The sequence below is a fragment of the Pantoea sp. B550 genome (genome assembly GCF_024158165.1).
Taxonomy (GTDB): domain Bacteria; phylum Pseudomonadota; class Gammaproteobacteria; order Enterobacterales; family Enterobacteriaceae; genus Pantoea; species Pantoea alfalfae.
In genome coordinates, this window is record NZ_JAMYXI010000001.1 from 160,366 (window position 1) to 174,536 (window position 14,171).

A 14,171-nucleotide genomic window follows, 5' to 3' on the forward strand; every position below is an offset into this window, starting at 1 on the left:
TTGATACCCGAAACAAAAGCACAAATCCGGGTTGAAAACAAATATATTAATGTTATGTTATAACATATCTTTAATTGCGTTCTTACAGGTAACACCATGACACTCTCTGCTCTGCCATCAGACGATCCCCGTCTGCCGGTTGCCGTTCTCTCTGGCTTTCTCGGTGCCGGTAAAACTACCCTGCTTAATCATATTCTGAACAACCGCGAAGGACGTCGCATCGCGGTGATCGTCAATGATATGTCTGAAATTAATATTGATGCTGCGCTGGTGCGCGATGGCGGTGCGCAGCTCTCCCGCACCGACGAAAAGCTGGTCGAAATGAGTAACGGCTGCATCTGCTGCACGTTGCGAGAAGATCTGCTGCTGGAGGTAAAACGTCTGGCTCAGGCCGGGCGTTTCGATCACCTGGTGATTGAGTCTACCGGTATTTCTGAACCGCTGCCGGTCGCCGAAACCTTTACGTTTGAAGATGAAGCGGGTGAAAGTCTTTCAGCCTATGCCCGGCTGGATAGCATGATTACCGTGGTGGATGGCTTTAACTTCCTGCGCGATTACCGTTCAGTCGATGATCTTCAGTCGCGCGGTGAGTCGCTGGGCGAGCAGGATGAGCGATCCGTGGTTGATCTGCTGGTGGATCAGATTGAGTTTTGTGATTTGCTGGTGCTGAACAAAACGGACCTGCTCAGCCCGGCGCAGCTGCACCAGTTGAAGGGCATGCTGCAGGCGCTTAATCCGCATGCGCTTATTGTGAACAGTGAGTTTGGGCAGGTTCCGCTGGATTGCCTGCTGAATACCGGCCGGTTTGATTTTGACCGGGCAGCGCAGGCACCCGGCTGGCTGCAGACCCTGCGCGGTGAGCATCAGCCGGAATCGGAGGAGTATGGCATTCGTAACTTTGTCTATCGCGCCCGTCGTCCGTTCCATCCGCAGCGTTTCTGGCATGCAGTAAACCACCAGCTTGATGGCGTTATCCGCTCTAAAGGCTACTTCTGGCTGGCCAGTCGGCCGGAATATGCCGCGATGTGGTCGCAGGCGGGCGCAGTGGCACGTCAGGGTTATGCCGGGCGCTGGTGGGTCAGCGTGCCGAGAACTGAATGGCCACAGGATGCGGATTCGCTCAACTTTATCGCTGAACAGTGGCAGGAAGGTACCGGCGACGCGCGCCAGGAGCTGGTCTTTATCGGCATTGAGATGGACGAGAAGAGCGTCCGTGCCGCGCTGGATCATGCGTTGCTGACACCACAGGAGATGGCTGCGGGGCCTGAACAGTGGATCACTCTGGCCGATCCGGTGCCCGCGTGGTTCGATGAAACCACCGCCTGACGTAGCGGTTGACGTACTTCTTTGACTTCGCAATAGTAAGCGAACCGGCGGGTAGCAGTTTTTCACTAATCCCTGTTCAGGAGAGACCAGATATGCCACAACGTATTGCTGTAATCGGTGCAGGCGTGCTGGGTTTAGCCGTCGCGCAGTCATTGTCGCGACGGGGCGCACAGGTCACCGTCTTCGATAAAAACTATCCTGGCAACGGAACCAGTCAGATCAGCTACGCCTGGGTCAATGCCAACGGCAAAGAACCCACCAGCTACCATGATCTTAATGCCCATGCGATAGAAGAGCATAAGCGCTGGCAGGCCAGTCATCCTGCATCGCCCCGATGGCTGCTGGAAACCGGCACGCTGGAGTGGGCAGCCGATGAATTATCTCTGCGTCAGCTGGCGCAGCGCGCAGCAAAGCTTACGACGCTCGATTATCCCGTAGAGAAACGTAGCCGCGCCGCACTTTTGGGAGCAATGCCTGAGTTGCGGCTCGATCCCCGCGTTCAGCACGCCTGGTCTTTCCCTTCGGAGTGCCTGCTCTATCCCAGCCTGTTTATCGCCTCTCTGCTGGCTGATCTGCGTACCAGTGGCGGGCAGCTGGTCTGCAATAATGAAGTGACGACGCTGACTGAATCGGCGCAGGATGTCCATCTTACGCTGGCCAGTGGGGATGAATGGCGCGGCGATCAGTTGGTGCTGGCAACCGGCCGTTGGGCGCCGGAACTGATAAGTCAGTGCGGGCTTGAACTGGCGATGACCGATGCGAACCGCGCCGATCCTGTTGCCTGCAGTTTTCTGGCGCAGACGCAGCCTTTGCCGATCCCACTTAGATGCAATCTGATTACCCCGGAACTGAATGTGCGGCCGGATGGCGGTGGTCGCCTGATGCTGCAGGCGCTGGATCTGGATCAGCACGCCGATCCGGCGCGGCCGGTCTCGCCGGATGGACTGATTGGCAAAGAGATGTTGCGTCGGTTGCGGCGGCTGTTTAAAAACACCGAAGGCGCGAGAATTGAGCGGATTGAAACAGGACAGCGATCGCGCCCGGCAGATGGATTGCCCGCACTGGGCTACATCAGTGAGTCAGCACGCGTTTATCTGATGGTCAGTCATAGTGGCATGACCCTTGCCCCCTTACTGGGCAGACTGGTGGCTGAGGAGATGCTGAGCGGTACACCTTCACCGATGCTGAGTGGGTTTGCCCCGCATCGGTTGCTGCGTCCGCTCAGTGAGGTCGCTAAAACTGCGCCTGCCTATCTTCCGGCAGCGCAGTAAAAACTAGCGGCGGTTTTTCCACACGGTCTGCACGTTACAGAATTCGTGCACACCAAAGTGTGACAGCTCACGACCATAGCCACTCTTCTTGACGCCACCAATGGTAACGCGCGGATCGGACGCGCCGTTGCCATTAATAAACACGGCACCGACTTCCAGCTGCAGTGCCAGCCGATCGGCAGCTTCTTCGTTACCGCTCCAGACGGTAGCACTGAGGCCAAATTCGCTGTCATTGGCAATCTCCAGCGCATGCTGAGGATCCCGTGCTACGGCAATGGCCGCGACCGGACCAAACAGCTCCTGCCTGAACGCGGTCATGGTGCTGGTAACATCAGCGAGAATGGTTGGCGCATAGTAATTACCCTGCCCTGCCACCTTCTCGCCACCCAGCACCAGACGCGCACCTTCACGTAGTGTTGCTTTCACCTGTCCATCCAGTTCATCGCGGAGATCGGCGCGTGCCATCGGACCCAGAAAAGTGCTTTCATCCAGCGGATCGCCCATGGTGAGTACCTGGACCGCGGCAGTGAAGCGTTTTTCAAATTCTTCAGCGATTGGAGCTTCAACAATAAAGCGTTTGGCAGCCATACACACCTGCCCGGTATTCTGGAAACGTCCAATAACGGCAGATTTAACCGCTTCATCAAGATCGGCATCCGCCAGCACGATAAAGGGATCGGATCCACCCAGTTCCAGTACCGTTTTCTTGAGCGCTGCACCTGCCTGAGCCGCGATGGCTGCACCTGCCCGTACGCTGCCGGTAACCGCGACGGCAGCAATGCGGTCATCTTTAATCGCGACGGAGACACCGTCGTTGTCGACGTTTATCAGGTTAAAGCCGCCAGCAGGCAGATCGGTTGCCCTGAACAGTTCAGCCATCAGTGTGGCGCTTCCCATGACGTTAGGCGCGTGTTTAAGCAGATAGGTGTTGCCAGCCAGCAACATACTGACTGCGCCCCGCAGAACCTGCCACAGGGGGAAATTCCATGGCATGACAGCCAGGATCACCCCAATGGGACGGAATCGCTGCCACGCATCGGTAATCTGAGTGGGCTGATCGGCCAGCATTGCCGGGCCATATTCTGCATACCAGTCGCACAAATTTGCACATTTCAGTACTTCAGCGCGAGCCTGTGCAATGGGTTTACCCATTTCCAGCGTAATCATGCGAGAAAGATCCTGTTCTCTCAGACGGATCTGTTCGCCGAGCTGACGTAATACGCGCACCCGGTCACTCATACTGCTGTGCTGCCATGCTGCAAAAGCGGAAGTGCTTTCTGTCAGTGTCTGTTCCAGTTCGGTGCTGTTCTGCAGAGGATAGCGTGCCAGAATTTCACCTGTTGCCGGGTTACGTGATAGAGCATGTTCAGTCATGGTGCTGTATTCCTCATTCGTTCAGTAATTGAGAAACGATACACGCTGTAGTTAATGATGAAAAATGAATAATAGTGAGGAAGTTGTTTATCGATTGAGAATGTTGGAATTGCACAGGCGATGTTCAGGAAGTGTGAAGGGGTTGCGAAGATGGGGCTATTACGCAACCTGTCTGTGAGTCTGAAAATCATACCTGCCAGTCAGTTATCCACTTATACACTGACCCGATCCTAAAAAACGATCCTTAATAGATCATAGAGAGATCCTAAGAGATCCCCGATCGTCGCAGGCCGCACCCCGCAAGGGCTCAAAGGGTGATCGCGTTCACTATAATCAGTAAAGTGTTCACTGTAATCAGTACTTTATTCACTGTACCAGGTAGAATGTTCACTGTAAACAGTGCTAATGTTCACTGTAGTCAGAAAACGATCCCTTTCATCCACAGAATGAAGATCCTAAGCCATGGCAGATAAAGACAACGAAAACAAAGCGTTACTTGAACCTTTTCTGTCAGTGACCAAAAACAGTGGCGAAGTTATTCAGCTTCATCCCAACAAGAATAATACCGTTCAGCCGGTGGCATTGATGCGTCTTGGACTGTTCGTGCCGACGCTGAAATCAACCGCACGTGGTAAATCCGGCGCTATGGCATCAACGGATGCGACGAAAGAGCTGAAGAATCTGACGCTGGTGAAAGCGGAAGGCTACGAAAAGATTACCATTACCGGCGCACGGCTGGATATGGATAACGATTTCAAAACCTGGGCAGGCATTATTCAGTCCTTTTCGCGCTATCCGACCAAAGGCGATACCGTCACACTGCCGTTTATCGACTTTGTGAAGATGTGCGGCATTCCCTCTGCCAACTCGTCTGCCGCGCTGCGTAAGCGCCTGGATGCCTCTCTGCGCCGCATTGCGACCAATACGCTCTCATTTGAAGGCAACGGCAAGGCGTATCATACCCACCTTGTTCAGTCTGCTTATTATGACCGTGAAAAAGATATTGTGCGGATTCAGGCCGACCCTAAGTTGTTCGAACTCTACAACTTCGACCACAAGGTGCTGCTTCAGCTCCGGGCAATCTCCCGCCTCAAGCGTAAAGAGTCTGCACAGGCGCTCTACACCTTCCTTGAGAGCCTGCCGACCAATCCGGCACCGATATCGTTGGCACGCTTGCGTATGCGTCTTAATCTCGGCTCAAAGACCACCACGCAGAATCATGTGGTGCGGCGTGCGATGGAGCAACTGAAAGAGATTGGTTATCTGGATTATTCAGAAGTGAAGCGTGGCCGCTCAGTCTTTTTCATTATTCATAGCCGCACACCTAAACTTGATGGCATCGGTAATCTGGAGAGCATCGATTCACTGGATGAGATTGAGTTTGAGGATTAATTCCTGACGTTCACTGTAATCAGCATTTCTGCGTGGCAGTGTCACTTTTATCGTGGCCGGTGACATTGCATCCTTCCTCTCACATTCACTGTAATCAGTACTCCACTTCTGTTCACTGCAATCAGTAACGTTCACTGTAATCAGTAAAACGGGCACGTTTCAAATCATGTCCTCCTCCCCTCTTTTCCTGTCGTGCTTTGCCATAAGGTTTAAGAAGTAAGTGTGTGCTTACATACTAATCGATTAGTTCCTTCCTGAATCGGCTTTGCTGATTACAGTGAACGTTCTGATTCAGGCAGGACAGCGCCTCTTTTTGCTGATTCCCGTTGAGCAGCTTACTGATTACAGTGAATGTCAGCACTCATGTTCATCACGGCTGACGTGCGTCCTGTATGGAGGGCTTTAACTTATCGTTACTGCAAGCGTGACACTGTTACTGATTACAGTGAATGTTTGCCGACTGGCATCGTCGTAGCACCGACGTGCTGCGTATTCCCCTGTCGGTTACTCATTACAGTGAATGTTGTAGCGCGGAGCTGTCTTCTCCACGATTAAACTCAGGAATGCTGCTTTACTGATTACAGTGAATACTTTGCTGAATATAGTGAATGTTAGCTTAAATTTGACGCAACGCTTTGCTGTTTCTACTGTTTATAGTGAATATTTGTGGGATAGCAGTGATGACATAATCAAGTGCAGGTGTTGATGTCTGCTGGCCTGAGCGTTACCAGAAGCAATGTCCACGGAGGTATCCATTTCCGAATCGCAGCCTTACTATCCTCAATTCCGGTCGAACTGAACTGACGCTTCTGCTGATTACAGTGAATGTACGGTGGCAAGGTTCCTTTTCTACTGATTATAGTGAATGTTCGCTATCCCCTGGGTTACTGATTACAGTGAACGTTATCGTACAGACTTTTACATCCCCGCTGATCCATTGGGGCTCCCGGACTGCAGTTGTCTGTTATCTCATCAGCTTCCGATGCTTTAATGAACCAGACAGAATTTACCCGCTCCCCACCCCTGACTACAGTGAACGTTTATTCGGTTCAGCTTCCTGTCCTGCTATTTCATGCGCAACTTTACTGATTACAGTGAATGTGATTTCTGCATGGGTATTTGAAATGACCCTACTGATTACAGTGAACGTTTGGCTCGTTCAGCGCCAGGCATCAGCCCGGCTTTACCGCATGGGCTTTTGAATGCGGTTTGTCTTTTACACCACTACCATAAGTCCTCCGGTAAGCCACCTGATACAGAACTGACTTTACTGATTACAGTGAACATTCAGACGCATCAATGCGCTTTGTACAATCCATTTTCCCTGCTCTCTCTGCGGATCGATTTCTACTGATTACAGTGAATGTTCTGCTGATTATAGTGAACGCTGTTCGCATTTGAATTGCGTAAATTGGCAGGCCAGAAGTAATAGTGTGATGAACCGCAACAAAAACCGTGGTGTTACATAAAAACGAAGATTATGTGGAAAAGATAATTTATTGCCTCACGTGCAGGAATTCTGTATAAAGTCATAAATCCTACATGTTTGGAGCAACGATGGCTAACGATGACAAGCAGGTGATGAAAGTTGCACAGCGTTCTGAACGCATGCTACTAAGCCTTACCGACCAGATTCAGGCGCAAAAGCAGGAATTGCATGAAAATACGTACTATCAGGTTTACGCCAAAGCGGCGTTAGCAAAGTTGCCCAAACTGACACGAGCCAGCGTTGATTATGCTGTAAATGAGATGGAAGAAAGTGGTTATCAGTTTGATAAACGTGCGGCCGGATCTTCTGTTAAATATGCGATGTCGATTCAGAACATTATTGATATCTATCATCATCGAGGCGTGCCGAAATATCGCGATCGCCACAGTGATGCTTACACCATTTTTGTTGGTAATCTGAAGGGCGGCGTGTCTAAAACGGTTTCTACCGTTTCGCTGGCTCATGCACTTCGTGCCCATCCTCATCTGCTGTTTGAAGATTTACGTATTTTAGTGATTGACCTTGATCCACAGTCCTCAGCAACCATGTTTTTAAACCATGAACGTTCAGTAGGGCTGGTGGAAGCGACAGCGGCACAGGCAATGCTGCAGAATGTCACCCGTGATGAGCTTGTGAACGAATTTATCGTTCCGTCGATTATTCCGGGTGTCGATGTGCTGCCTGCCTCAATTGATGACGCCTTTATCGCCTCAAGCTGGGACCAGCTTTGCGCTGAACATTTGCCGCAGCAAAATGTTCATGCCGTGCTGTATGACAACGTCATTGCCAAACTGAAGAAAGATTATGACTTTATCTTTATCGACAGCGGCCCGCATCTTGATGCTTTCCTGAAGAACGCCATTGCGGCCTCTGATCTGCTGATGACGCCGGTACCACCGGCTCAGGTCGACTTTCATTCCACGCTTAAATACCTGACGCGTCTGCCGGAACTGATTGCGATCATTGAGGATTCCGGCGCCACCTGTCGCCTGCAGGGCAACATTGGCTTCATGTCTAAGCTATCGAATAAAGCAGACCATAAGCTCTGTCATAGCCTGGCAAAAGAGATTTTTGGTGGTGACATGCTTGATGCAGCCCTTCCCCGCCTTGATGGCTTCGAACGTTGCGGCGAATCCTTTGATACGGTCATCTCCGCGAATCCTTCGACTTACGTCGGCAGCAGTGAAGCGTTGAAAAATGCAAGATCTGCTGCAGAGGACTTTGCAAAAGCCGTCTTTGACCGTATCGAATTTATTCGCCTGAACTGAGGTTTGTATGAGCGCAAAAAGAATCACGATTGGCAGAACCTTCAGCCAGACTCCGCTGGAAAAAGAGACGCCAGATAGTCAGCATAATCAGACATTCGTTCTGGCTACGGGCAAGCGCGCCCTGTTTCGTTTTGAACGCATTCCCGCCAGTGATATTGAAAACAAGACATTCGTCACAATGGAAACCAATGGTCGCGATCAGGCCGGGCTGACACCCGATTCACTGCGGGATATTATCCGCACCATTAAGCTTCAGCAGTTCTTCCCGGCCATTGGCGTAATGCGCGATGACCGCATTGAGATTCTTGACGGTTCACGTCGGCGTGCGGCTGCGCTTTACTGCAAAACCGGGCTGGACGTACTGGTCACTGATGCCGCTATTACTGCCGATGAAGCCCGCAGACTGGCGCAGGATATTCAGACGGCACGCGAACACAATCTGCGGGAAGTAGGAATGCGCCTGCTGGCGTTAAAAGATGGTGGTCTGTCGCAAAAAGAGATCGCTGAAAATCAGGGATTATCGCAGGCGAAGGTCACACGTGCTCTTCAGGCAGCCAGCGTTCCGTCCGATTTGATTTCACTTTTCCCTAATCACGCTGAGCTGACTTATCCTGATTACAAAGCGCTGTTACAGGCGGCTGACAAATTGAGTGAATCTGGGCAAAGCGTTGAAGCTCTGATTAATTCTATCTCGCGGGAGATAGATGTGGTTTGCGCCCGCGAAGGGCTTGCCGAGGATGAGCTGAAAAATCACATTCTGCGTCTGATTCGACAGGGTAGCCAGACGTTGATGAAAGAGCCTGAGAAAGATAAAACACAGGCGACTGCGCTCTGGTCTTTTGCTGATAAAGATCGTTTTGCACGTAAGAAGGTACGCGGTCGGATGTTCAGCTATGAATTTAACCGGCAGTCGAAAGAGTTGCAGGAAGAGCTGGATAAAGTCATTGCTGAGACCCTGAAGAAATATCTCAATCGTTGATTTACATGCATCCAAAAAAGCCAGCGTCTGACGCTGGCTTTTTTATTGCCCGATTAACTCAATATGCTGGAAGATGCATAAAACCCGAATTTCAGGCTGAAATCGCCAGGTTTTCAATAGTAATTTTAAATGTAAATAACTGAATTCATTGAAATTATATAAGCTGGTATTTAATCTGATTCCTGTGAAATCGCCATTACCCTGAAACATGTCGCCAGCGTTACTGGCAGCCTTTGAATCCATGAATTGCCTGTAATGGCAAAAGCGGATTCAAATTCTGTTGTCACCCCTAAAGGGTTCTGATGCTGCCTGTGCGTATTCAGCCATCACGAATTGCAAGCAAAGATTTTCAGGTGCTGGTTCATTAGTGACCAGTTACTTCTCACCAGACCTTAGTTCCTGCACAACTGCTTCATATCGGCTGATGCTTTCTCTGCAAGCCCTTTTACAACTATGCTATCCGCCAGCGAAATTTAACCATTAACTCACTGTTTATAATGGGAAATAACTATAAATTTCAGCCTGAAATCGCCACGCAACCTGCTAAAAATCATCCTGGTTACCGCTTATAACTGCTTTATTGAGATCTTAATTGCAGTGCAGCCTGCTAACAGCAAAGGCATCTTCTCAGAGTGAAAAAAGATACTCAGAAAATATCCCTCACTTATCCACAGAAAAAGTGGATAACTTTCTCATCCGGCTAAAATTATTTTTCTGTTGATGCGAACGACATGAGCAGGATTGGACGTGATCGCGCCAGCTATCTGAAATCGGCTACTTCAGACAGATTCACTGTATTGAGTAAACCCGATGAAAGCATGTGCTCAACGGTAGAAATAGATAACCGTGCCACTCAGGAAAGGGACATGGCCTACCGGAAAGCTGTTTACAGTGAATGGGGAGTCAAAGAGGATGATCGGCATAGATAAATGGCTGGCGAATCCATGAGAACCTGTTGATGCGCAGCCAGCGTTGATCACGGCAATCGTCACATTGCCTGCGGAATGCGTACGATGAGGGCGATAACAGGATAGGTATCTGGTGCGGCAAAAACGATACAAAACCGGGCCAGGCCCGGTTTTGCTATGAATCAGGCTTCAAGCCAGGCTGTTATTTGCCTGACCATCGCATCGGCAGAGATGCCATAACGGTCATGCAACGTCGGTAAAGCGCCTGCAGCCAGGAATGCGTCCGGCAGGGCAATCTGCTTAAAGCGTGGCGTCACATGATTCCGCATTAGCAGACCCGCAATTGCCTCGCCTAACCCGCCCGTGATTGAATGATTCTCTGCTGTAATAACCAGCTGGTTATGATGCAGCGCTTCCCCTGCTTCTCGCAGGATGGTCTCTTCATCCAGAGGCTTAATCACAGGAGAGTGAACTACACCAACCTCAATGCCCTGCTTTTCCAGCACCTCAGCGGCTTCAAGTGCCCGCATGGTCATTAATCCGCTGCTGATAATAACTGCATCTTTGCCCGCTCGCAGACGCTGAGCCTTACCGTGCTTATAGCGATAATCATATTTATCCAGTACCAGCGGAACCTTACCGCGCAACAGGCGCAGGTAAACCGGCCCCTGATGTTCGGCAATCGCCGGGATGACCTGGCTAATCTCCAGCGCATCGCAGGGATCGATGATTGTCAGGTTTGGCATACCCCGAAAAATAGCCAGATCGTCAGTCGCCTGATGGCTTGGCCCATAGCCGGTGGTCAGGCCCGGTAGCGCACAGGCGATTTTTACGTTCAGATTCTCTTCGGCGATGGCCATGCAGATAAAATCATAGGCGCGGCGGGAAGCAAATACAGCATAGGTGGTGACAAAAGGCATAAAGCCCTCGCGTGCCATGCCCGCTGCGGCACTCATCAGTAACTGTTCCGCCATTCCCATCTGGTAAAAGCGCTGCGGAAAAGCTTCTGCAAACAGGTGCAGATCGGTGTATTTACTTAAATCTGCTGTCAGGCCCACCACATCTGAGCGCTGCTCTGCCAGAGCGACAAGAGCATGCCCGAAGGGAGCAGAAACCGTGGGCTGACCCTCAGCAGCAATCGAGGCGATCATGGCGGAAGTGGTCAGCCGTTTTTTTTGCGGTTGTGAACTCATATCAGACTCCTTGCTCAAGTGCGGTCAGGGCTTTGTCCCACTCATCGGCATCAACACGGATGAAGTGGGTTTTCTCCCGGCTCTCAAGAAACGGCACGCCTTTACCCATTCGGGTATCGCAGATGATGACGCGCGGCTGCGGTTCAGGCCAACTGCGTGCTGCGTCAAAGGCATTCTGCAAAGCAGCAATATCGTTGCCATCAACGCGCTGGGTATACCAGCCAAAAGCCTGCCAGCGGTCCACTATCGGTTCGAACGCGAGAATCTCGCTGCTGTGACCGTCGGCCTGCTGATTGTTGACGTCGATAATGGCGATCAGGTTATCAAGCTGCCAGTGTGAGGCTGACATGGCCGCTTCCCATGTTGAACCTTCATTCAGCTCGCCATCAGAAAGCAGGTTATAGATTCGCGCCTGTGAGCCTTTTTGCTTTAGCCCCATACAGGCACCCACGGCAATACCTAGTCCCTGACCTAATGAACCACCGGTGATCTCCATGCCTGGGGTATAGGCGGCCATGCCGGACATCGGCAGGCGGCTCTCATCGGTGCCATAGGTTTCCCGTTCCTTCTCCGGTATGACGCCCGCTTCCAGCAGCGCGGCATAAAGCGCAATGGCGTAGTGACCAATCGACAGGTAGAAGCGATCGCGCTCTTCCCACTCAGGCTCATCGGCGCGGTAATTCATAGCGTGAAAATAGCTGACAGCGAGTAAATCGGCTGCACCCAGTGCCTGACCGATATAGCCCTGTCCCTGAATCTGCCCCATTAATAAGGCATGACGGCGAATATTCATGGCACGCTGCGGTAATGAGAGCGTGTGTGAACTGTGACGAGAGTCAGTCATATAACCTCCAGATTAACGATTAACATCCGCAGCCCGAATGCGCAGTACGCATAGCGCACCACCCAGCAGAACGGCAGCAATAAAATACATTCCCGACGCGGGGGAACCGGTTGCAGTGGTGATTGAGCCAATCAGCCACGGCGAGAAAAAACCGGCCAGATTGGCAATGCAGTTCACCGCAGCGATGCCTGCGGCAGCAGAGACGCCACCCAGCAGGTTGGTCGGCAGCATCCAGAACAGTGATGAGGCGGAAAGAATGCCCGCAGCGGCAATACAGAGGGAGAGTAATGACAGGGAGACGTTATGGCTGAGCAGCGTTGCCAGCGTGAGTCCGGAGAGGCCGACCAGCATCGGAACAATCAGGTGCCAGCGACGTTCACGATGACGATCGCCACTGCGTCCGGCCAGTAGCATAAAGATAATGGCGCACAGGTAAGGCAGACTGGTCAGTAATCCGATATGCAGAGGCTCGCTGACGCCTGAATTTTTTACCAGCGTCGGTAGCCAGAACGTTAATGCATACTGGCCCATCACCACACAGAAATAGATCAGCGCCAGCAGCCACAGACGACGGTCAGCAATAAAGGCTCTCACCGTGCCATGACAGGCTTTCTGCTGATTATCTTCGTCGAGATCGGCACGCACCCGGCGTTTTTCATCGTCATCCAGCCACTCTGCCTGTTCCACCCGATCCTTCAGAACCAGCAGCACGACAAATCCCATAACAAGGGTAGGGATAGCTTCCAGCATAAACATCCATTGCCAGCCCGCCCATCCGTGAAAGCCTGAGAAGGTCGCCATGATCCAGCCAGAGAGTGGGCCGCCAATCATCCCGGAAAGTGGGATCGCGACAAACCACAAAACCGTCATGCGAGCGCGACGGTGAGAGGGAAACCAGTAGGTCAGGTAGAGCAGTAAACCGGGTGCAAGTCCGGCCTCTGCCACACCAAGAAGAAAGCGCAGCAGGTAGAACTGCCATGCGGTTTCAACAAAGGCGAAAAGAGCTGAGATAACACCCCAGGTAATCATAATGCGGGCAATCCAGCGACGTGCACCGACCCGATGCAGAATCAGATTACTGGGCACTTCAAAAAAGAAGTAACCGATGAAAAAGATCCCGGCACCCAGTCCGTAGACCGTTTCGCTGAGTGACAAATCATCCATCATCTGTAATTTTGCGAAGCCAACGTTTACACGATCAAGATAAGCGCAGAGATAACAGAGCATCAGCCAGGGCATCAGTCGCCAGGCAATTTTGCGATAGGTGATATCGCGCGCAGCAGAGGCTGCGCTCAGATTAAGCGTGGTCATGGTGTTCACTCCCGAAGTTAGCCCGCAAGGCGTGCGGGCGGGGCAGGGCGCTGATTAATGGATCAGCATGCCGCCGTTCACATCCAGCGTGATGCCGGTGAGATAACCGGAGAGATCGCTGGCGAGGAAGAGCGCCGCATTCGCGACGTCGCTGGCGGTTCCGAGGCGGCCGAGAGGTATGCCGTCGAGAATGGCATGGCGGCGTTCATCCTGTAACAGGCCTCCGGTGATATCGGTCTGGATAAGACCGGGCGTGAGGGCATTGATACGAATCTGGTCCGGGCCGAATTCGCGCGCCATCGCTTTTGTCAGGCCAAGCACGCCTGCTTTCGCTGCGCTGTAGTGCGGGCCGCCGAAAATGCCGCCGCCACGCTGAGCTGATACAGATGACAGACAGACAATACTGCCGTTTTTTTGCTGCTGCATCGTTGGGATAACCGCCTGAGACATCAGAAGCGTACCGCGCAGATTGACATCCAGAATGCGGTTGTAATCTTCGATGCCGATTTCCAGTGTTTTAACCGGCTGAGTGATCCCGGCATTGTTGACCAGCACATCAATACGGCCGTAGTGCTCAAGTACCTGATCGATAGCACGATGAACAGAAAGCGGATCGGTCACATCGGTGGCCAGGCCGAGATGCCCGTCGCCACACGAAAGCGCGCTGGCCTGGGCCGCCTGTAAATCTAAATCGAGTATCACCACGCGCGCGCCATGCTGAGCAAAACAGGCGGCTGTGGCTCGTCCAATGCCGCGCTGAGAAGCGGCACCCGTGATAATCGCAACTTTGTTTTCAAGTAACATTATCGACTCCAG

At 51.9% G+C, this 14,171-nt stretch carries 10 protein-coding genes; 5 read left to right on the forward strand and 5 right to left on the reverse strand.

What is annotated here, in order from left to right; translation table 11 throughout:
• The first annotated feature begins 96 nt into the window (after positions 1-96).
• Positions 97-1,326: a zinc metallochaperone GTPase ZigA gene (zigA, locus tag NIM72_RS00735; protein WP_253417877.1), complete on the forward strand. Its 1,230-nt coding sequence runs from the start codon at positions 97-99 to the stop codon at positions 1,324-1,326.
• Positions 1,327-1,418: 92 nt separating this feature from the next.
• Positions 1,419-2,597 (forward strand): FAD-binding oxidoreductase, encoded by a 1,179-nt coding sequence (locus NIM72_RS00740; RefSeq protein ID WP_253417879.1) that lies wholly within the window; start codon positions 1,419-1,421, stop codon positions 2,595-2,597.
• A gap of 3 nt (positions 2,598-2,600) precedes the next feature.
• On the opposite strand, the gene NIM72_RS00745 is transcribed toward NIM72_RS00740, so the two are convergent.
• Positions 2,601-3,971, reverse strand: coding sequence for an aldehyde dehydrogenase family protein (locus NIM72_RS00745; RefSeq protein ID WP_253417881.1), 1,371 nt, complete (start codon positions 3,969-3,971; stop codon positions 2,601-2,603).
• Positions 3,972-4,433: 462 nt separating this feature from the next.
• Between NIM72_RS00745 and NIM72_RS00750 the strand changes: the two genes are divergently transcribed.
• From NIM72_RS00750 to NIM72_RS00760, 3 genes are all read left to right on the forward strand, one after another.
• Positions 4,434-5,363 (forward strand): RepB family plasmid replication initiator protein, encoded by a 930-nt coding sequence (locus tag NIM72_RS00750; protein WP_003855845.1) that lies wholly within the window; start codon positions 4,434-4,436, stop codon positions 5,361-5,363.
• A 1,557-nt stretch (positions 5,364-6,920) separates the two neighbouring features.
• Positions 6,921-8,120 (forward strand): AAA family ATPase, encoded by a 1,200-nt coding sequence (locus tag NIM72_RS00755; RefSeq protein WP_033735792.1) that lies wholly within the window; start codon positions 6,921-6,923, stop codon positions 8,118-8,120.
• A gap of 7 nt (positions 8,121-8,127) precedes the next feature.
• Positions 8,128-9,099 (forward strand): ParB family protein, encoded by a 972-nt coding sequence (locus NIM72_RS00760; RefSeq protein WP_253417890.1) that lies wholly within the window; start codon positions 8,128-8,130, stop codon positions 9,097-9,099.
• 1,090 nt (positions 9,100-10,189) lie between these two features.
• Here the strand turns inward: NIM72_RS00760 and NIM72_RS00765 are convergent.
• Genes NIM72_RS00765 through NIM72_RS00780 form a run of 4 tightly spaced genes read right to left on the reverse strand, consistent with a single transcriptional unit; the run spans position 10,190 to position 14,159 of the window.
• Positions 10,190-11,200, reverse strand: coding sequence for a transketolase family protein (locus NIM72_RS00765; RefSeq protein ID WP_222925635.1), 1,011 nt, complete (start codon positions 11,198-11,200; stop codon positions 10,190-10,192).
• A 1-nt stretch (position 11,201) separates the two neighbouring features.
• Positions 11,202-12,044, reverse strand: a complete 843-nt coding sequence (locus NIM72_RS00770; RefSeq protein ID WP_253417892.1) for a transketolase — start codon at positions 12,042-12,044, stop codon at positions 11,202-11,204.
• 12 nt (positions 12,045-12,056) lie between these two features.
• Entirely contained in the window at positions 12,057-13,355 is a 1,299-nt protein-coding gene (locus tag NIM72_RS00775) for an MFS transporter (RefSeq protein ID WP_161736870.1), read from the reverse strand.
• Positions 13,356-13,409: 54 nt separating this feature from the next.
• Positions 13,410-14,159 carry an SDR family NAD(P)-dependent oxidoreductase gene (locus tag NIM72_RS00780; protein WP_253417894.1) on the reverse strand — a complete coding sequence of 250 codons (750 nt, stop codon included), beginning with the start codon at positions 14,157-14,159 and terminating at the stop codon, positions 13,410-13,412.
• Positions 14,160-14,171 lie beyond the last annotated feature (12 nt).